Raw genomic sequence first — 20,544 nt, forward strand, 5'->3', positions numbered from 1 at the left:
CCCATGGCGGACATTTCCACTGCGGGAGAAGAGCGTGGCCATGAAGATCGTGGGAATCGAAGAACATGTCCTGCCGGCCGAAATCAAAGACGCCTGGTTGACTATTCCTGGGGCAGATGACGGTACCCTTGCGCTCAACACGCCGGTCCTTGAGAAGCGTCTCGCTGAGCTCGGCGAGAAACGGCTGGCTCTGATGGATGAAACGGGCGTTGACCTGCAGGTTCTGTCGTTGACCACCCCCGGGTTGAACAACCTCGGTGACCACAGCATCGGCATGGCTCGACGCGTCAATGATCTGCTGGCCGAAACCGTGCAGCGCAATCCGGCGCGCTTTCAGGCGCTCGCCACATTACCGTTTGATAGTCCTGACGCCGCCGCGGACGAACTGCGTCGAGCCGTGACAGACCTAGGTGCCAAGGGCGCCATTCTGTACGGCCGGGTGGGAAACAAGCATCTCGATGACGCACTGTTTGAACCCACGTATGCGTGCGCAGCCGATCTCGCCGTCCCCTTGCTGATTCATCCGCAGATTCCGCAGACGGTCGTGCGCGACGCATACTACAGCGGCTTTTCGACGTCGCTCGATCTGGCTTTTTCGACATTTGGCCTGGGGTGGCACTACGAGGCTGGCATCGAATTCCTCCGCATTGTTCTGGCCGGCGTGTTCGACCGTTATCCCGATCTACAGGTGATACTTGGACACTGGGGGGAGGTCGTGATCTTCTATCTCGAGCGGCTTGTCATGCTGGATCGGGTGTCGAATCTGCAAAAGCCGCTCTTGGAATATGCGCGACGCAACCTCTACCTGACGGCGAGCGGCATGTTCAGCGAGAACTATCTGCAGCGCGCGATCGAAGCAGTTGGCACTGATCGCGTCCTTTTCTCGACGGATTACCCTTACCAATACCGGCCGGGAGGTGACGCGAAACGCTTCGTGAATGGACTCACTCTGAATGGTGCCGATAAGGCAAGACTCGCTCACCAGAACTGGGAGCGGCTGTGCCGGCGAACGGCGCGGCATAGGCCGGAATGATCACGAAGAACTGGGCTGGTGGCACCAACGCAACTGGTTGCGTCCGTCAGCAATACGCTCGGAGGGACTGTCCAGTGATGTAGGCCAATCGAAGGTTCCACCAGCCTACCTTCGTACTGAGCATACTGTCACTTGAATTCCACAAGCCATCGCTGATCGAGCAACACGTTGGCGAAGAGCGCTTCCCTGCTCGGTCACTACTGAATAGCGTTGCGTTGCCTTGCCCCCGCCGGCAGCGGATCGGTACGCCTACTGGTACCCGCGTGGTCGCGCCAGTGCACCGGACGCATCCAGTGCAACGTGGTATGCGCGTCTCGACAAATTAAATGGCGCAGATAGACTCGACGGGTTCGCTGGCAGGAAATAGGCTTGTCGCGGGAACTATCCCGCTTCTATAGTGAAAGCTGGCGAGATAAGTTCTCGCTTGTAATCGGTTCAAAATAGATGGAGGCAAAAATGCGAGTCGACGGCCGATGTCTGTGCGGAGCGATTGTCTATGAGGCAGAGGTGGAGCCCGGCACTGTTTCGATCTGCCACTGTTCGGACTGCCAACGTCAGTCGGGTTCCGTTTTCAGGATGAACATATCAGCGCCTGCAGACAAGTTCCGTCTGGTAAAAGGGACGCCCAAAACCTATGAAAAGATCTCGGAACGAGGATACAGGCGCATCCACGCGTTCTGCGAAACGTGCGGTGGGCCCGTTTATTCGTCGGCACCAGAAAACGCACAGGCCTATTCGCTGCGAGTAGGCGCGCTCGAACAGAGATATGAATTGGAGAAGCCAGCACGGCAGATCTGGACGAAGAGGAGGTTCGCGTGGCTACCTACCATCGACGGCACAGAGGAGTTCACTGGGCAGCCGTAGAAAAGTAAAATGATAGTACCGCCGGCCCTCTCTTCAGGGAGCAGGCGGTTAGATTAAAAATCCGAGTTAAGCCGGGATCATCTGCACCGGGTGAATCAGGTCGCATCGCGAGCGGTAGCGGGGTAGAGGAGTGAAAGCTCATGGACGCGCTTTCCGTGTCCAAACTGGCCGCGCATCTGCTCGAAAATAGAGCGTGTCCCGTTTGCGATCATCAACGGAACACCGATTCGACCAGCGAGTGAACATCCTTGCTGAAGATGCTGTACCGCATCGTCGACAGACGAGCTACTCGGCTGTTCGCCGTCGATCAGCTCGCTAAAGATGTGCCGTGACCCGGTACTCCAGCCCGAACTCCCATGCAAGACCTGGCTCATGTCTTTCAGTTGCAGCCCGTAGTTCAGGCCGGCAGAGATGCATTCATACGAAATCGCGCGGGACTGCGACGCCACGATACTGGCGACGGTTTCAAGCACGCTGGCCCCGCCGGTTTCCCGGTGTGCATCTGTGGAATCAGCTGCATCGCCGGCAATGATCGAGCCGGCCATTGACCCAATTATTTTCACCATGTCTTCGAGGCGGGCGTGGGGACCCTGCAGATTCCCACCAATCTGCAGGAGACCTTGGGCAATCCCGGTGATAGGCATGGGAACATCGTGCTTCATGCCAAGCGACAGCGCTTGATAAATGTCCTTCAGCATCAGGGACAGCGCGAAGTCAGTCGAGGCCTTGCCTTGAAGAAGGGCAGGCAACATGCGCTCGGTAATCTGACAGCGCGCTTCACCGTCAGAAAGACGATCGGCCATTGCCTTGACCGTGAACCCGGATTTCCGGCCTAATGCCAGCACTTCGAGCAAGCCCAGACGGTTGCCTGCGTTCATCGCATTGTTGACCGTTTTCATGGCCTGGCCGTCGCCCACCCGCGATCCACAGCGAAAAATGTTGTCTGAGATCGCACGAAGCGCGGGCTCTGCCCGATCCAGGACCTCCGCAGGCGCCGACACCATGAGGTTTGCATTTCCCGTGGGGACTATCTGTGGGCTTGCCGATACTGCCGCGTCCATCATCAGCACGCCGGACTCGGAGAGCGCAGTCGCGATCTCGCGAGTTTCCTCGGGGACACCGCTAGTCTGATCAACCACAATTTTTCCGGGGCTTAACCCCGCTGCCAACCCATCCGGGGCGAATACCGCGCTCTTCACATCGGCGCTGCGCGGCAGGCAGAGGAAGACAACGTCCGAGCGCCTGGCGAGCTCAGCCGCAGTCGGTGCCACGTGGGCGCCAAGGGTCGCCAGTTCTCCCACCGCAGTCGCACTGATGTCCCAAACCGTTAATTGATGGTCCTTCAGGAATCGCCGTGCAAGCTGGCCGCCCAGTGCGCCAAGCCCTATATATCCGATATTCATTGTCGCCTCACATGATGGTATCTGTTTCTTGTCGGGATGCTTTCCACGAGGATGATCCGCAGCCCGGGAACTCCAGCTTCTTTTCGAGGATCGTACCACGCGAGTCGTAGAATGGCATGAATTTCACTGATCGGAACAGGGTCTCACTGACCGATGTGCAGATCAAAATGCGTCGCTGCGTGAAAGTTAGCCCATTTTTTTTTGTCCCGAAGCACGTAGTCCTCTGCAGATTGGGGCGTGCTTATACCTGGCTCGTACCCGAGCTTGTGCATATAGGTGACCGTCTCGGGCATATGGGACACCATATTGATCGCAGCGTTGAGTTTCTGGATAACGTCCGTCGGAAGCCCTCTTGGCCCAACGAGCATGTAGTATGTGTAAGGGTCCACGTTTCCCAAGCCGGCAATCCTCGCTTCTCCTAGCGCGGGAACATTGGGCAGCGAAGCGACGCGTCTGTTACCCGTGACGGCGAGCGCGCGCACCATGCCACTCTGGATCGATGGTAGCGCCCCCTGAATAGGCGTCATCCCGATCTGGACTGAACCGGAGAGCAGCGCGGTGATGATTTCGGAGTCGGCCTTGAACGGAATGTGGGTCATCCGTATTCCGGCAAGGCTCGACAGATACTCCATCTGTATATGGCTGGCCGAACCAATGCCGGACGACCCGAAGTTCAGCGAGCCGGGGTGAGCCCTGCAGTACTTCACAAGCTCTGAAATGTCGGCCACGGGGAGGGACGCGCTGGCAACGATCACGCCTGGCGCCTCGCCGACCAGACCGATGAACGAAAAATCTTTAACCGGATCGTACGGAAGGTCCTTCTGCAGGCCGGGGTACTGGGACGCGGCGCTACCGGTGATCAGGAACAGCGTGTATCCGTCGGCCGGCGCGGACTCCAGATTCCGTATCGCAATCATCTGATACGCGCCAGGGCGGTTCTCGACGTAGACGTTCCCCCGCAGGACGTCGCTGAGTTTTGACGCATAGTATCGGGCAATCGTATCGGTGGCGCCTGCTGCATTGAATCCCACAAGTAGCCTAACCGGTCGGGCCGGATAGCCTTCTGCGCGAGCGTTTCCCGAAATGAACGCGGCTGCGAGAATCCACACGCTTACTCCTAGCGAGAGTCCAAAAGCCCTGAATCTCCAGTGCCTGCGCATGTCTCTCTCCTCCGATCACGGTCAATGAAATTTCTCACAGTTTGCCTGATTGATGCGGTACAGTGTATAAAATGGTACACGTTCCGGTGTTCGAAACTAGGCATGTGTACCGCGAGAGAGCCTTACCGATTCGCACTGGGGTCGGTATTCGCTATGTCGCGTCGACGGACGATCGCGACGGCGCGCCACTGCGATGACGAGACGGCCCGACCCGTCGGGGGCGCTGAATAAGGCAATGCATATGGAAATCCGGCAGCTTCGCTATTTCGTGCAGGTCGTCCAGAGCGGTAGCATGGGGCGAGCTGCCATTGAGCTCGATCTCGTTACATCTGCGCTAAGCCAGCAGGTCAGCCGTCTGGAAAGCGAGCTTTCGGTCCGACTTCTTAAACGCACCAAGAATGGAGTGCAGCCAACAAACGCGGGTCTCGCTTTCTGGCACAAGGCGCAATTGATCCTGCGGATGACCGACGACGCAGCACGGGCGGCGCAGTTGGGCCGTCTTTCGGGCGAGGCGTCAGTGGGACTCGCGCCGAGCACCTCAGGCGTGCTTGCGCTCCCCTTCCTTCGGGAAATGCGGTCCCGGTACCCAGACGTCAGTGTTCGCATCGTCGAGAGCCTGTCCGGCAACCTCGAATCACTACTCTCGTCGCGGCAGATCGACGTAGCGATCATCTTTGGTGGGTCGCGGGCCAAGCGTGTCCAGACCGCTCCACTACTTTCCGAGCGGCTTTATGTGATTTCGGCTGACACATTGCCAGTCCCTGCCGACCCGGCCGGGTATGACATCGCCGAGTTGGCGCAATTTCCGCTGATCCTTCCCAGCAGTCCTCACGGACTGCGATCGCTGGTGGATGGCGCGTTTTCGCGGGCCGGCTCCGCGATGAACGTGACTGCCGAAATAGACGGACTCGCAACGCTGATGGATGCGGTCAGCACTGGCATGGGCGTAACGATTCAGCCAGCCGCCGCCCGTGAGCGCTGCAAGGGATCAAAGCTACACACGGTGCCGATCCTCGGGAACACACTCAGCCGTCTGAACCTTGTCGCGTCTCTGGCAGACGAGGAGTTGACGCCGTCCGGCCTGGCGGCGCGTCTTGTTTTGCGGGAGGTGGCGCTGAAGCAGGTCGATGAAGGACACTGGCTCGGGGTGACCGCCCTGATCTAACCAGCGCGCAGGTTTATTGAGGAGTCGGCTTTCCGGTCGCGGTGGTGTGCGTGATGTGCCACGGAAAGCTGGAGTCGAATATTTCGAGAGGTTTTTCCGTGAAAGATACCATGCGCTCGGTGCAACGCATTCTGGCGGTGTTTGAAAGTTTCAGCGTCGACCGGACGAGTCTGATGCTTCAGGAAATAGCGGACCGCATCGCACTTCCCAAGTCGACGGCATTTCGTATCGTCCAGAGCCTGGAGAAAGCGGGATATCTGGTGCGCCTTGAAGATCAGCAGTATTGCCTGTCGTTCCAGTTCACCCGCCTTGCGGGACACGTCCGCAGCACCCTCGGGATTCGTGAGATATCTCGGCCGTTCCTCCTTCGGCTTGCCGACCGCACTCGCGAGACGGCATCGTTGCACACGCTTTCCGGTAGCTATCGGATCTGTATCGACGCGGTGGCGACTGTTGCCGCGCCGCTCAGGATGGTCGCCCAACCCGGCGAGCAGGTGCCAATGGTGGCGGGAGCCGGTTCGAAGGTCCTGATGGCGTACATGCCACCGGAGATGCTGTCTGCGATGGTTGTCGATGTCGCGCGAGTGACAAGACGGTCGAGGACCGAGATTGAGAGGGAGCTGGAGATGATCCGCACTCAGGGGTTTGCTGTATCTCATGGTGAGCGTCTTCTCGGCATTTCAGCAATTTCTGCGCCAATTCGAGATTCGGAGGACCAGGTCAGATATTGCATTTCGGTAGGCGCTCCCACCGTTCGGATGAGGATCAACGAGGATGAAATCGTACGCAGCATCCTGGTTGCCGCAGCCGATATCTCACGCCAGTTCGGCGCCGCGACGGTGGATTTACATGAGGCAACGCAGTTTCTCGCGAAAGATACAGGGAAGATTACTCATCGCATCAGCGGCTGACTCGATAACAACTCTCGATACGGTTCCGATGGGTGGAACCGATGCTGTTGAGTAGAACGCGTGGTACCATCGAAGGCATTTGTTGCGGGCGGGAAGGTGTCCTCACGGTGGTTCGGCGTACGTCGACACGCGCTGCAGGGACTTCGTTATCGGGGATCGCGCGCCCGGAACCGGATTTTTGCTGAAAGGAGACCGGCAATGTCGGAAGAAGCGTCAGTTGGATATAAGGTCGTTGATGGCGTAGCGGTGATAACGCTAAGTAATCCCCCGGTCAACGCGCTCGCGCCCGGAATGCGGGAAGGTCTGATCGAATGTCTCTATCGTGCGAATGCCGACGACACGGTGAGAGGCGTCGTTCTGACAGGAGGTGGGAGCAATTTTGTGGCGGGGGCCGATATCCGGCAGTTTGGCAAAGAGCGCAAAGTCTCGTCGTCGGTTAGCACTGCAGCGCTGGACGCCAGCCAGAAGCCAGTCGTGGCGGCCATCCGCGGCTACGCATTGGGCGCAGGTCTGGAGCATGCGCTTGCATGTCACTACCGATTCGCCACTCCCGACGCAAAACTGGGTTTGCCCGAGGTGAAGATCGGCGTCATCCCTGCCGGTGGAGGCACGCAACGGCTTACGCGGCTTGTTGGGCCGAAGGCGGCCATCGACATCATCGTTAGTGGCCGTCATGTGTCTGCAAAAGACGCTCTGGAATTGGGCCTGATCGACCGCGTCGTGGCCGACGGACTCGTCCTCGCCCAAGCCCTGGACTTTGTAAAAAGTCTTTCTCAGGATCAAGGCGTGCGCCGCGTTCGCGACATGCACGGGCGGATCGAGCATGCGAAAGGCAATCCGCAGGAGTGGACACCTGCGCGTGACGAAGCCGCCAGGAAGGCGCGATTCGTCAAGGCCCCACACAGCGCGTTGGCCTGTATCGACATGGCGGTGAATGGATCCTTCGAGGAAGGCATCGCGCTTGAACAGTCGCTTTTCGCGGAACTCGAAAGTTCCGATGAGGCGAAGGCGCTTCGTTATGCATTTTTTGCGGAGCGCGAAGCCGCAAAGATTCCGGGCAAGCCCGACCACTACAAGCCCGAGCCAGTTCGCAGCGCTGCCGTGATTGGAGCAGGAACGATGGGCGGAGGGATTGCTATGTGTTTCGCCGAAGCCCGCATTCCTGTGAAAGTGCTGGAAGCAAGTCAGGAGGGTATCGATCGCGGAATGCAGAAAATCAGGGACACTTATGCGACGAGAGTGACCCGAGGCAGTTTGACACAGGGCGAGATGGACGAGAACCTCGCATACATCCAGCCCGTGATGGACTATGAACAGATCGGTGACGCGGATGTGGTGATTGAGGCGGTTTTCGAGCGCATCGACCTCAAGAAGGAAGTTTTCGGAAAAATCGATAGCGTAATGAAGGAGGGTGCGCTTTTGCTGACCAATTCCTCGGCGATCGATATCGATACGATGGCCAACGTGACGCGCCGGCCAGCCGACGTGGCGGGCGCACACTTCTTCGCGCCGGCAAACGTCATGAAGCTGTGTGAGGTGGTGCGAGGCACTAGCAGCTCTGTCGAGACCATCCTGCGTACCGCCCGGCTCGGACGCGACCTCAACAAGGTAAGCGTCGTTGCGGGATCGTGCGACGGTTTTGCCGCGAACCGCAGCCGTGCGCCGCTGGTCACGGAGGCGATGCTGCTGCTCGAAGAAGGTGCTCGACCAGACCAGATCGATCGCGTCATGAAGACGTTCGGCTACCCGATGGGGCCGTTCGCGGTCAGCGACCTGTCAGGTCTCGATGTCAGCTACGACACCCGGAAACGGCGGGCGGCCGCCGATCCCACCTATCGCAAACTTCACGTGCCTGACCGGATGGTTGAACTTGGCCGCAAAGGTCAGAAAAATGGCGCCGGCTGGTACCGATACAACCCTGGGGACCGGCAGCCTATCGTGGACCCTGAGGTCGACACCATCATTGCTGGAGTGGCACGCGAACTCGGCGTCGAACAACGCGAGTTCTCGGACGACGAGATTCTTCAGCGTCTGCTCTTCGCGTCAGTCAACGAGGTTTGCAAGATTCTTGAGGATGGAAAAGCGTACCGCGCGAGCGACGTCGACGTGATGTGGCTGTACGGTTTCGGATTTCCCCGGCACAGGGGCGGCCTGATGTTTTGGGCGGATACCGTTGGCGCAGTCAAGGTTGCTCAGCAGGTCCAGGCCTGGCACGAGCAGTTCGGCAAACGCTGGAAGCCGGGACGTCTCTTGCTGGAAGCTGCAGCTGCGGGATTGCAGCTACGAGACTTGCGCGCGCCGGGAATCTGACACTGAGCGGAGAATGCCCTTCGATCCAACAGGATCGAAGGGCCTGTCGCAACTACCCGCCGCACCTTGACTCATGCTGATTGTTCGCGAGCGTCGGCTCCCTACGGCTGCTAACATCTGACGCCACCGTGGTAGCTATTTCAGCCAGAATTTCCCACGGTGGCGATATCGGCGATTTTCGTCTTTTGCTGTGTCGGTGAAGCAGACATGTGCTGCAATCACCGATCCGAGCGCTCATTCGACCAAAAGCTGGAATCCCGGAGACCGTTTCCGCGCCTCCGGGGTCGCTTTCAGACCTGAGTACTGCCTCAGGCGTTGTTTTCCTCGCGCGGGTACTGGAGGACCAGCGCCTCAAGTCCCTTGTCTCCCGAGCGGATTGTGAACTTTTCTTCGTTCGGCTCGACGACCACCATGGACCAGAGCGGAAGTTCTTCGCCGTTGTGCAGGAGGGTACCGTTGCCGACAAACACGTAGTAACCAGCAGCGGCTTTCGGATCCGGGCCTTCGACGCTCTGGCCCGCTCCGAGTCGAACGATCTGCGCGTGCATGCCGTCCGAGTCGTCCTTCAGAAGCGTTTCCCAGACCGGCTCGGCCCGTTCCTTCAGCACCGGCTCAATGGAGAAGCGCACGCGTTCTGAGGTGAGATGGCGGCGTTTGCTCGGCTTAAGCCGGTCTCGATATCCCTCCTTGTTCAGATACACCGGTTCGGAATTGCCGGTGACCATCCGCATCGCGACAAACGACAGGCCCTGCGGACCTGCGACGATCGGACCATAAGCAGTGTGGTGATCCTTGAACTGCACCGTCAGCGGTTCGAGCGGCTGTTGCTTGTTCCCAAGCGTCCCGGAGCCGGCGATGAACATCTGGAACATCGTCACACCGTGAAAATGCGGAACAACCGACTCGTGCGGTTGCAGTTCCGACATAGTGGCCTGCGGCCCTGAACCTGTGGTGTTCGAACTGCGAGGGCCAAAAAACACCGTTCCCCAATGCTGGTTTCCGGTTCCCGGGGAAACCACAACGTCTCTCTTGGAAAGAGCGTCGGCGCCGCTTCGTGTGTAGATCATTCAAAGTCTCCTTGAATCTGCCATCGTCCGCAGATCGCTCTGCGATGCCTGATGCGTTCGCCAGAATCTGGCAAACCACGATATGATCGTAGCACGAGTTTTGATTAACAGTATCGATTCCGATCAGTGAAACTTGCGATATTGTCGCTTGAATCTGTCGGTGTTTTGTCATCGGCCTCTCAGTTTCGATGAATGAAACTGATTTCATTTTAATTGACGTGGGTCATCGCGAGGTCTACAGTCAAGTCAAGTGGATCACTCACCAAGTTGAGCGACTGCGGATGAATCGCTCGGTGCCAGAGCAGGCTATTCAGGAACAACCAGCTGGAGACGGATCAGACAATGAACGATTTCAAGTATTTGCTCGAGCCGCGGTCAATCGCGGTTGTCGGAGTTTCGGACGAAGCGGGCCGCCCAGGGTCGCAAGCTGTCCGCGCGCTCATCAGGAACGGTTACCAGGGACAAATCTATCCAGTCAATCCGAAATATGCGGAGTTCGACGGTCTCAAGTGCTTCGGTGCTGTAAGCGACATTGATGCGCCGATAGACCTGGTCGTGATCGGTGTGCCAGCCAAAGGCGTTATCCCGGTCCTGAAAGCGTGCGCTGAAAAGTCCGTTCCTTATGTGGTGGTGCTGAGTGGTGGGTTTCGCGAGAGCGGCCCCGAGGGCGTCGAGCGCGAGCGTGAAATGCTCGAGATCGCGAGAGCGGCCGGAATTCGCATCATCGGCCCTAACTGTCTGGGCTTCGCAAACATTCACTCACAGGTGTTCGCGGCGTTCGGGAGCATCACGCGGGAGCCCAAGCTGAAGAAGGGGGGTGTTTCCCTCGTCACCCAGAGTGGTGGCTTCGGATACAGCCTCGCGCTCGCATGTGCTGAGGCGGACATCGGCTTTCGCCATGTGATCGCAACTGGTAACGAGACGGACGTAGACACCGTACAACTGATCGACGCGTTGCTGAACGATCAGGAGACCCAGATCATCCTCGCGTACATCGAAGGTACGAAGGATGGCAGATCTCTGCTTGATGTTGGCAAACGCGCACTTGCGGCTGGCAAGCCGGTTCTGCTCTGGAAGGGTGGGATCACCGAAGAGGGTGCAAGGGCAGCCGCTTCGCATACCGCAAGTATGACCGGCAGCTATGATTTCTATCGTGCGCTCTTCAAGCAGACCGGAATCGTCGAAGTTCGCGAGATCCATGAGGCTGTTGACTTCCTGAAGGCTTTCGCAGGCAAGAAATATCCGGCCAATGGCGGAATGGCGGTCATGGGGGTCTCGGGGGGCTCGGCCATCGTTTTCGCTGATGCAGGTGAACCCGAAGGGCTCCATCTGGCGAATCTTGCTGAGGAGACGGAACGGCAGCTCGCGGAGGTGGTTCCGAATATCGGAGCCGTGCATAACCCAATCGACCTGACAGCCGGCTACTTTTCCGCGAGCAACCGCGACAAGCTGCGCACGGCGATTGAGGTAACACTCGCCGACCCCGGAGTGGATGCTCTTTGCGTGAACCTGGCGACAACCGGTAGCGCTGGTAGTGCTGCGGCAGCCGAAGTGATTGCTGAAGTTGCAAAAGGTTCGGCCAAGCCCGTCTGCGTATTCTCATCAGCTCCCCGCGATCAGATCGCGGATGCGAGCAGGTTGCTGGATGCAGCAGGAGTGCCTCTGTTCCCATCGCCGTCGCGCGCAGCGAAAGCGTTGGCCATGCTTGCACGCTACGCGGCCGCAAGAAGCGAGGTGGGTACTTCTGAATATGAAGATTCCCGTTCCGCCCAGTCATCGAAAGACCCCCTCTCGGGCTGGGCCGGCAAACTGTCCGAAGCGCAGTCCAAGGACATCCTCTCGCGAGCGGGTATCCCTGTCACTCGTGACGTCCTCGTGACTGATGTCAACGGCAGCTTGCCAGAGCAGCTGTCATGGCCAGTCGTCGTGAAGATCGTGTCTCCTGATATCGCGCATAAAACGGAGATTGGCGGCGTCAAGGTCGGAATCCGTGACCCGAAAGAACTTGAATCCGCAATTGCCGAGGTTCGCGCGAACGCCCAGTCTCATGTCCCCGACGCGCAAATCGAAGGCGTCATGGTCTCCCAGATGGTCAAGGACGGGTTCGAACTGATCGCTGGTGTAGTAAATGACGAGGCGTTCGGGCCGGTTGTGGTGGTCGGAGCCGGTGGAATATACGCTGAACTGATGCGCGACTCTTCCTGTCGCCTCGCGCCCTTCGATGAAAAGGTCGCGCGACAGATGCTGGACGAACTGCGGTGCCGCCCGATTCTGGACGGAGCGCGGGGCAAACCGGCGCTCGACGTCAATGCCGCGTCGAAAGCTTTGGCGGCACTTTCCCGGTTTGCCTGGGAGCATCGAGATGGCGTGTCCGAGATCGACGTCAATCCACTTTTCGTTCTGGCGGAAGGCGTCCTGGCCGCCGATGCGTTGATCGTGCCTGTGGCGTTCCCGGGTCATTGAGCGGAGAGCCATTGTGGAACTACCCGTAGATTCTTCCATGAATGACCAGGCGGTTCACGCTGAACGCCACACGGTCACGTTCCAGCCGCTCGATCGTGCGCTCGAGGTCCGCCGTGGAGAAAAGATTCTCGCGGCGGCGCTGGCAGCAAACTTTCCGCTGCCCTATAGCTGTCAAAGTGGCATATGCGGTTCCTGCAAGGCCAAGGTAAAGGTTGGAGCCTGCGACCATGGCGAAGCTCAGTTTGCAGGTCTTTCGGCTTCGGAGGCAGAGCAGGGCTATGTACTGCTATGCCAGGCAACGCCAGCATCGGATGTGACGGTTGAATGCCGGACGGTCCCGTCCGTCGAGGGCTATCCAGTCAAAAAGACGCCATGCCGCGTCGCTGCGTTGGAACGCCTGGCGGACGACGTCATGCGTATCCGGCTCAAGCTGCCAGCGAACGCGCAGTTCAAATTTCTTCCGGGTCAGTACATCGACGTGCTGATCCCTGGTGGAATCAGGCGCAGCCTTTCGATAGCCAACTCGCCAGAGGATGAAGGCTTCATCGAGCTGCATCTTCGCAACTATGGCGGACCCTTCAGTACCTTCGTATTCCGCAAGTTGAAGGAGAACGACCTTCTTCGCCTGGAGGGGCCGTTTGGCACATTCTTCGTGCGCGACGAATCCGACAAGCCAATGATTCTGCTGGCAAGCGGAACGGGGTTCGCTCCAATCAAGTCCATCATCGAACACGAACTGCGAAAGCAGAGTGGCCGACAAATGACACTGTACTGGGGCGGCCGGCGGCCGCACGACCTGTATCTCGATTCACTCGCTCAATCCTGGGTTGACCAGGGGGTCAACTATGTCCCGGTCGTCTCCGATGCACAGTCAGGGGACGACTGGGGGGGACGTTCGGGATTCGTTCACGAAGCTGTGATGAAGGACTTTGCGGATCTCTCGTCGTATCAGGTCTACGCGTGCGGGGCGCCTGTGGTTGTGCTCTCTGCCAAGAGAGACTTTACCGAGCGATGCGGTCTGTCTGAAGACGAATTCTTCGCGGACATTTTCGTGTCCGGTGCAACCTCGCCCGCGTGACAGCGCAAAAAGAACTAGGGAGTTGGTATGTCGTTAGATGGGCTGCAAATCGGGAAGCGGGATTCACAACTGTGGATCGAGATCGACCGCGCCGAGAAGGCAAATGCCATGACGGTCGCCATGATGGAAGGGATCACGTCGGCTATCGTCCAGGCTGGTGCCGACGAGAGCACGCAGGCGGTCGTGCTGACGGCGAAAGGCGAGAAGCTTTTCTGTGCCGGGGTGGACGTGCGCGAGCAGTCCCCTGATGGAGATGTTGCACGTCAGCGGGAGAGACGTTCTCATGCGCTCGCGGCGCTCCAGGATTCGGTGATGGTGACGCCGGTTCCCATCGTGGTTGCGCTGAATGGGCTTGCTGTCGGCGCTGGCGCGATGCTCGCACTGATGGCTGATGGATGTGTCGCCGCGGAAGGCTCGGCGCTCTCTCTTCCGGAAATCGACATCGGGATCGCCACCTTCTCGGGCGCAAACATTCTCGCAGTGCTTGGTGGACGCGCGCTTGCAGTGGACCTCATCCAGACCGGACGACGGCTGCCGGCCGCGGACGCACTGAATCGCGGCCTGATAAGCGCAGTGGTCGGGAGAGATGTGCTGGAACAGTCAGCCACGAAAATCGCAGAGGCGCTGGGATCCAAGAACCGCGCGGCATTTGCCGACAACAAGCACTGGATCAATCGGGGCTTGCGTTCCGCGCTCGAGGAAGCACGCCAGGAGCACGCGCGCCATCGGGCCAAAGTACAGGACGCCGGAAAGTAATGTGGCTGGCGGAAGTTAGCACATCACGAACTTAAACGGAGACGGACGTGGCGGATCTTGAAATCAGCAGGGTTGGTCGTGTAGTGGTAGCTACGCTGAATCGACCGGAAAAAAAGAATGCGTTGAGCGAGGACATGCTTGAGCTGCTTCGCAACGAACTGAAGAAAGCGAACGACGACGACGATGTAGGAAGTTTTGTTCTCACGGGAGCAGGTGATGCGTTCTGTTCGGGCGGGGATCTTGGACGTCGTGCGGCCGAGGGAGGGGATCCCACGCCGCTTGAGCGTAAGCAAAGACTCCAGCGGGTGACGCATAAGGTTGCTTTAGCCGTCGAGGAATTCGAAAAACCGTTGATAGCAGCCGTGAACGGTGCGGCCGTCGGCGCAGGCATGGACCTTTCGCTCATGTGTGACATCCGTTTCGCTGCCCAATCGGCCCGGTTTGCAGAAGCCTACATCCGCGTTGGCCTCATCCCCGGCAACGGTGGCTGCTATTTCCTTCCGAGACTGGTTGGGCCGGCCAAAGCGCTGGAACTGCTGTGGACTGGTGACTTTGTTAATGCAGACGAGGCGCACAGACTCGGCATCGTCAACCGAGTGACACCGGACGAAAGCCTTCGGGACGAGACCCTCGCATTCGCGACCCGTCTGGCAGATGGACCACCTCTTCAGACACGCGACATCAAGAGACTGATGTATCAGTCAATGCGTACAGACCTTCGCACCAGCCTTGAGACCACCTCCGCCCTCATGGCGGTAGTTCAGTCGACCACGGACTACCGGGAAGCGATCACGGCGTACAAGGAGAAGCGCAAGGCCGAATTCAAGGGGCGTTGAAGCGCCTTCAGCGGCGGGTTCGGCCGGCAGTCGCATGAGATGCATGCGGCCCATACCGAAACCAGATGCAGACCTTGACCTTATCAGAGCAGACCATGCAACACATCGTGCGCTCGTTGAGATGGAACATCGACAAGTGGTTCGGGCCGGCGTGCCGGGATCGAATAATCGTGAAGAGAGCCCAGAGCGTGGGGTGGGGCGTGAGATGTGTTTGTGTTCGTGAAAAAGATTCGGATAGCGAGATCGCGCTGTTTCTCTTCCGACATATGGACGGCTCCTGGAGCGTTTCTCCCCCATCCCGGCGGCGACCGTCATTCACTTTGCGGTTGCAGGATGCAGGCGGTAGCGACTAGGCGCGCCGTGTCGCACTGATGCGCGAAGGCCGACCATGCGTCTTTAGAAAAATTGAAGACGTGTTGACTGAAGGCTGGTGGCGATGATCTCGACGCCCCCGTAGCATGGCCTATCAGAATAGGACAAAGACTATGTTAGACGTTCTCGTAATCGGAGGAGGCAACGCCGCACTCTGCGCCGCAATAATGGCGCGGGAGGCGGATGCCAGCGTACTGTTGCTTGAAGCGGCTCCAAGGGAGTGGCGTGGCGGGAATTCGCAACATACACGCAATCTGCGCTGTATGCATGATGCGCCGCAGGACGTGCTCGTTGATGCCTATCCCGAAGAAGAGTTCTGGCAGGACCTTCTAAAGGTAACCGGTGGGAACACGAACGAGGAACTGGCTCGTATCGCAATTCGCGATTCGTCCAGTTGCCGCGACTGGATGAGAAAGCACGGCGTGCACTTTCAGCCTCCACTGTCCGGCGCCCTGCATGTAGCCCGTACCAACGCATTCTTTATGGGTGGTGGAAAGGCGCTTGTCAACGCTTACTACCGTAGTGCCGAAGCCCTCGGCGTCACTGTCCGGTACAACGCACCCGTTGACTCAATCGAACTCGATGGCACCCGGTTTGTTGCAGCAAACATCGGGAGTGAGCGCATTGAGGCGAAGAGTTGTGTGCTTGCAGCCGGCGGTTTTGAGTCGAATCGCGAATGGCTTCGCGAAGCGTGGGGCCAGGTGGATGGGGTCTGGGTCGCGGACAATTTCCTGATCCGTGGCACGCGCTTCAATCAGGGCACGCTGCTGAAGTTCATGATTGATGCCGGCGCGGACGCAATCGGTGACCCTTCCCAGTCTCATTGCGTGGCAATCGATGCACGAGCGCCGCTCTATGACGGCGGAATTTGCACGCGGGTCGACTGTGTTTCGCTAGGGGTCGTTCTTAATCGCGATGGTAAGCGGTTCTACGACGAGGGTGAGGACTTCTGGCCTAAACGTTACGCCATATGGGGCCGGCTGGTTGCACAGCAACCCGGCCAGATAGCCTATTCAATCATCGACTCCAAAGCGATCGGTCGGTTCATGCCTCCAGTGTTCCCAGGTACCAAAGCGAATTCACTCCGCGAGCTGGCATCGGCACTTGGGTTCAACGAGGACGAATTCCTGGAGACGATCCAGACGTACAACGAGTCCTGCCAGCCTGGTGCATTCAATCATGCAGTGCTCGACGACTGCCATACCGTTGGTCTCAACCCTCCAAAAACGCACTGGGCACAGCCGTTAGATCGGGCGCCGTTCTACGCATATGCATTGCGTCCGGGTATCACGTTCACTTATCTCGGCCTGAAAGTAGATGCAAATGCCGCCGTTCATTTTGGCGGCGAACCGTCCCGGAACCTGTTCGTTGCCGGAGAGATGATGGCAGGAAACATTCTCGGCAAGGGGTATACGGCCGGGGTGGGTATGTCGATCGGAACTGCCTTTGGCCGGATCGCTGGCACTCAGGCCGCGGCAGCGGCGCAGCACTATAGGGAAGCTATCAATCATGCAGTCGCTTGAAGCATTGACCCGCGAGGCTGCAGCGCTCGCGAGAAACGAAGTCGTCGCACGGACTGACATGACCCGGGCGGAAAAGGAAGTCAGCCGCATCATGCAGATCTGTAACGCGTGCCGTTACTGCGAAGGCTTCTGTGCGGTCTTTCCCGCAATGACGCGACGACTCGAATTCGACAGGGCAGACGTGCACTTTCTCGCGAATCTGTGCCACAACTGTGGTGCATGCCTGCACGCGTGTCAGTACGCACCGCCGCATGAATTCGCCGTGAACGTACCGCAGGCGATGGCGAAGGTGCGAGTGGACACCTACACAGATTATGCATGGCCCGCGTCGTTCGGTACGCTGTATCGAAAGAATGGTACGACGGTCGCGCTGGCGCTGGCAGGTGGTCTTGCGCTGTTTCTCGCGCTTGCTGCGCTAGCAGGCAAGCCGCAATCTGGTAGCGCAAATTTTTACGTCGTCTTCCCGCACAATCTCCTCGCTCTCATCTTCGGGTCGGTGTTTCTTCTGGCCGTCATCTCGTTGTCGATTGGTGTGCGCAAATTCTGGAAAAACGAAAGCCCTGGTGAGCTGTCGGTGGATGCCGCCGCAGAAACGGCTGGTTCCGTGTTGACACTCAAGTACCTTGGTGGCGGTCACGGCGAAGGCTGTAACAACGACAGCGACAGTTATTCACTTTCACGGCGACGGTTTCATCATCTGACGTTCTACGGTTTCATGCTCTGTTTTGCATCAACCTGCGTCGCCACCCTTTATCACTATTTCTTTGCGCTGGAGGCGCCTTACGGCCTGACCAGCCTTCCCGTATTTCTGGGATCGCTCGGGGGGATGAGTCTCGTCGTGGGATGCAGCGGCCTGTTTATCCTGAACCTTAAGCGCCATCCGCTTCATGGCGATGCATCGCAGAAGGGCATGGACCGCGGATTCATCGCGTTGCTCTGGCTGGCCGGTCTCACAGGGCTGGTACTGCTGAGCGCCCGGGAAACAGGCGCGATGCCAGTGTTGCTAGCCGTACATCTAGGTGTGGTGCTGGCGCTTTTCCTGACGCTGCCGTACGGAAAGTTTGCACACGGTATTTATCGATCTGCCGCTCTGCTGAAATGGGCGATCGAGAAGCGCAAGCCGTCTTCGTTGTTGGTGGAGGAGTAGTCGTACGAAGAAGGACTAACACGAAGTCCCGGCCTTCGAGCCGGGTTGCCACGCGCGATGCTGCCGCCAACTGGCACTGGACATCATCAGTACATTCAATACTAGTCCTCGCCAGTCGCATCGCAGAGACGTGACGGGAGCACATCAGTTCCTGTCGGAGAGAGAACCAGATGTTATTGACGTTCATAGGAGGAGACACCATGAACAGAACACTGTTGCATAAAGACCTAATCGGCGGCGCATTGCTGATTGTTGTCGGAGTCGGCGTGCTAACGCATTCCGTCGCTTACCACATTGGCACGCTGGTTCAGATGGGACCGGGTTTTTTCCCGTTCTTTCTGGGCCTCATTTTGGCCCTGGTCGGTTGCGGGATCGCCGTTCAAGGCTATCTGTCAGTGCATGCCGGGGTGGTGTCTGACAAGCCCTCTACGAAAAAGAAGCTGCGACCGGAGTGGAAGGCGTGGATTCTTATCTGCCTGGGGATGATTGCGTTTGTCTTGCTCACAAAGTACCTGGGACTCGTCGCGGGCACGTTCGCGGTGGTCTTTATTTCGGCGCTCGGCGATCGGGATAACAACCTTAAATCAGCGGTCCTGCTGGCACTGGCGATGGATGCAATCGCCGTGGTTGTCTTCTGGTGGGCGCTGCAGATCCAGTTGCCGTTGTTCAAGTGGGGTGCCGTATGATTGCGCAAACGCTGCATGATCTCATGTATGGTTTTAGCGTCGCGGCGATGCCGCAAAACCTGTTGTGGTCGTTTGTTGGTGTGCTGGTAGGCAATCTGATCGGTGTGCTTCCAGGCATGGGAGCACTCTCGGCGATCGCCATGTTGCTGCCCCTAACGTATTCTATGCACGCGGTTCCGGCGCTTTTGATGCTGGCCGGCATATTCTACGGATCGCAGTACGGCGGTGCGCTCGGTGCGATACTGTTGAACCTGCCGTCGCATCCACCTCATGCCGTAACCTGTATCGATGGGTATCCAATGACGAAGCAGGGGCGCGGGGGTGCTGCGCTGGGCATCACGATGGTGTCGTCATTTTTTGCGGCTTCGGTCGGCATCGTGGTGATGATTTTTCTTTCGCCATGGCTGGTCAAGATCGCTTTCGATTTCGGCCCAACTGAGATCGTCTCTATCATGCTGCTCGGCCTGATTGCCGGTGCGACAATGTCCCGCGGCTCACGACTTAAAGGGATCGCGATGACAGTATTCGGGCTGTTGCTGGGGATTGTCGGCACGGACGTCAACAGCGGCGTTGAGCGGTTTACATTTGGTTTCCCAGAACTGTCGGACAAGGTCGAACTTGTTGCGCTGTCGATGGGTTTGTTCGGAGTTGCTGATTTCCTGATCAACGTGAACCGGATCAGCTTTGTCGGGACACAGACGAAGGTGCGTCTGCGTGACATGCGGCCAACACGTGGCGAGCTGAGGCAGGCTTTCTGGCCGATGGTTCGTGGCACATTCGTGGGGACGCTTTTCGGTGCCATGCCGGGAACGGGTCCGACCATCACCACTTTCCTTGCGTACGCGCTCGAAAAGAAGATAGCGAAGCGGCCGGAACGCTTCGGCCAGGGTGCCATTGAAGGTGTAGCCAGTCCTGAAGCGTCGGCTCACGCAAAAACCCAGGTTGACTTCATTCCAACCATGACGCTCGGTATTCCCGGTGATGCGGTGATGGCCCTGCTGCTGGGCGCGTTGCTCATTCAGGGGTTCCAACCTGGTCCCCAGCTCATTACGCAGCACGCCGATCTCTTCTGGGGGCTGATAGCGAGTTTCTGGATCGGCAACGTGCTCCTGGTGCTGCTAAACGTACCACTGATTGGAGTCTGGGTAAAACTTCTGCAGGTTCCTTATCGGCTGATGTATCCGTCGGCGCTCTTCTTCATAGCGGTCGGCGTCTATAGTACGAACAACAGTCTTTTCGAGGTCGGTGAGGTACTGGTGTTCGGGATTGTCGGGGCTGTTTTGCTCGCATTGGATTTTCCTGTAGCCACCATTCTCCTTGGGTACGTTCTTGGACCCATGGTCGAGGAAAATTTCCGACGGGCACTTTTGCTGTCGCGGGGGGACCTCACAATCTTCGTGCAACGGCCAATCAGCGCAGCGTTCGTGGCGATCTGCGCGGTGATGGTCATCGGGCAGTGCTTCTTCGCCTGGCGTGAGCACCAGCGCAAGCGCTCGACAGGTGGGTCACCGGAGGTGGCGGCGCCTCCGTTATCTCACGCTCCGCTGACCGAGGAGTGATGCCAGAGCGCCGCCGATCCGCCGATCGGCGGCTGCTTGTTCATGCTGGCAGGTGCCACTGCCAGTGGAGGCCGCGTGGTTTGCCACGCGCTATGTCGCCGGAGCCGCAGTCCGGATACTGAGTCTCCCGGCGGGCTGAATGCTTCGAAAGGGCCGGTTCGGACCGCACCTGATGTACCATACGGTTGTCTTTGACCCCGTATGGAACGTT

General features: G+C 58.4%; 16 protein-coding genes. 13 read left to right on the top strand and 3 right to left on the bottom strand.

The genetic code is table 11. The features are described 5' to 3' along the window. The first annotated feature begins 40 nt into the window (after positions 1-40). Entirely contained in the window at positions 41-1,033 is a 993-nt protein-coding gene (locus tag H3O04_RS00295) for an amidohydrolase family protein (RefSeq protein ID WP_202586871.1), read from the top strand. Between the two features lie 456 nt (positions 1,034-1,489). After that, positions 1,490-1,897: a GFA family protein gene (locus H3O04_RS00300; protein WP_202586796.1), complete on the top strand. Its 408-nt coding sequence runs from the start codon at positions 1,490-1,492 to the stop codon at positions 1,895-1,897. Positions 1,898-1,992: 95 nt separating this feature from the next. Here the strand turns inward: H3O04_RS00300 and H3O04_RS00305 are convergent, their stop codons facing one another. Beyond that, positions 1,993-3,300, bottom strand: coding sequence for an NAD(P)-dependent oxidoreductase (locus H3O04_RS00305; RefSeq protein WP_202586797.1), 1,308 nt, complete (start codon positions 3,298-3,300; stop codon positions 1,993-1,995). A 143-nt stretch (positions 3,301-3,443) separates the two neighbouring features. Further along, positions 3,444-4,409 carry a Bug family tripartite tricarboxylate transporter substrate binding protein gene (locus H3O04_RS00310; protein ID WP_337249596.1) on the bottom strand — a complete coding sequence of 322 codons (966 nt, stop codon included), beginning with the start codon at positions 4,407-4,409 and terminating at the stop codon, positions 3,444-3,446. A 292-nt stretch (positions 4,410-4,701) separates the two neighbouring features. On the opposite strand from H3O04_RS00310, the gene H3O04_RS00315 reads away from it, so the two are divergent. From H3O04_RS00315 to H3O04_RS00325, 3 genes are all read left to right on the top strand, one after another. After that, positions 4,702-5,625, top strand: coding sequence for a LysR substrate-binding domain-containing protein (locus H3O04_RS00315; RefSeq protein WP_202586872.1), 924 nt, complete (start codon positions 4,702-4,704; stop codon positions 5,623-5,625). A 98-nt stretch (positions 5,626-5,723) separates the two neighbouring features. Then, the gene (locus H3O04_RS00320) at positions 5,724-6,536 is read left to right on the top strand and encodes an IclR family transcriptional regulator (RefSeq protein WP_337249597.1); all 813 of its coding nucleotides are present in this window, start codon (positions 5,724-5,726) and stop codon (positions 6,534-6,536) included. Positions 6,537-6,734: 198 nt separating this feature from the next. Further along, positions 6,735-8,846 carry a 3-hydroxyacyl-CoA dehydrogenase NAD-binding domain-containing protein gene (locus H3O04_RS00325; RefSeq protein WP_202586799.1) on the top strand — a complete coding sequence of 704 codons (2,112 nt, stop codon included), beginning with the start codon at positions 6,735-6,737 and terminating at the stop codon, positions 8,844-8,846. Positions 8,847-9,154: 308 nt separating this feature from the next. Here the strand turns inward: H3O04_RS00325 and H3O04_RS00330 are convergent, their stop codons facing one another. Continuing rightward, complete coding sequence (locus H3O04_RS00330) at positions 9,155-9,913, bottom strand: hypothetical protein (RefSeq protein WP_237666097.1); 759 nt, start codon at positions 9,911-9,913, stop codon at positions 9,155-9,157. Positions 9,914-10,255: 342 nt separating this feature from the next. On the opposite strand from H3O04_RS00330, the gene H3O04_RS00335 reads away from it, so the two are divergent. The 8 genes from H3O04_RS00335 (at position 10,256) to H3O04_RS00370 (ending at position 20,333) form a co-directional block, all read left to right on the top strand. After that, a complete protein-coding gene (locus H3O04_RS00335; RefSeq protein ID WP_202586800.1) occupies positions 10,256-12,376 on the top strand; it encodes an acetate--CoA ligase family protein in 2,121 nt (706 codons plus the stop codon). A gap of 37 nt (positions 12,377-12,413) precedes the next feature. Continuing rightward, entirely contained in the window at positions 12,414-13,454 is a 1,041-nt protein-coding gene (locus H3O04_RS00340) for a CDP-6-deoxy-delta-3,4-glucoseen reductase (protein ID WP_202586801.1), read from the top strand. A gap of 27 nt (positions 13,455-13,481) precedes the next feature. Further along, the gene (locus tag H3O04_RS00345; protein WP_202586802.1) at positions 13,482-14,210 is read left to right on the top strand and encodes an enoyl-CoA hydratase/isomerase family protein; all 729 of its coding nucleotides are present in this window, start codon (positions 13,482-13,484) and stop codon (positions 14,208-14,210) included. Positions 14,211-14,257: 47 nt separating this feature from the next. Further along, positions 14,258-15,046, top strand: coding sequence for an enoyl-CoA hydratase/isomerase family protein (locus tag H3O04_RS00350; protein ID WP_337249598.1), 789 nt, complete (start codon positions 14,258-14,260; stop codon positions 15,044-15,046). A 485-nt stretch (positions 15,047-15,531) separates the two neighbouring features. Further along, on the top strand, positions 15,532-16,941 hold the full coding sequence (gene tcuA / locus H3O04_RS00355) for an FAD-dependent tricarballylate dehydrogenase TcuA (RefSeq protein ID WP_202586803.1): 1,410 nt from the start codon (positions 15,532-15,534) through the stop codon (positions 16,939-16,941). Further along, positions 16,928-18,088 carry a tricarballylate utilization 4Fe-4S protein TcuB gene (tcuB, locus tag H3O04_RS00360; protein ID WP_202586804.1) on the top strand — a complete coding sequence of 387 codons (1,161 nt, stop codon included), beginning with the start codon at positions 16,928-16,930 and terminating at the stop codon, positions 18,086-18,088. Before tcuA ends, tcuB begins: the two co-directional genes overlap by 14 nt. A gap of 200 nt (positions 18,089-18,288) precedes the next feature. Next, positions 18,289-18,774 (top strand): tripartite tricarboxylate transporter TctB family protein, encoded by a 486-nt coding sequence (locus tag H3O04_RS00365; protein ID WP_202586805.1) that lies wholly within the window; start codon positions 18,289-18,291, stop codon positions 18,772-18,774. Beyond that, positions 18,771-20,333, top strand: a complete 1,563-nt coding sequence (locus tag H3O04_RS00370; RefSeq protein WP_202586806.1) for a tripartite tricarboxylate transporter permease — start codon at positions 18,771-18,773, stop codon at positions 20,331-20,333. The genes H3O04_RS00365 and H3O04_RS00370 overlap by 4 nt, the downstream gene beginning before the upstream one ends. Positions 20,334-20,544: the final 211 nt, after the last annotated feature.

It is taken from the genome of Burkholderia sp. KCJ3K979 (genome assembly GCF_016759955.1).
In the GTDB taxonomy this organism is placed as follows: Bacteria; Pseudomonadota; Gammaproteobacteria; order Burkholderiales; family Burkholderiaceae; genus Burkholderia; species Burkholderia orbicola.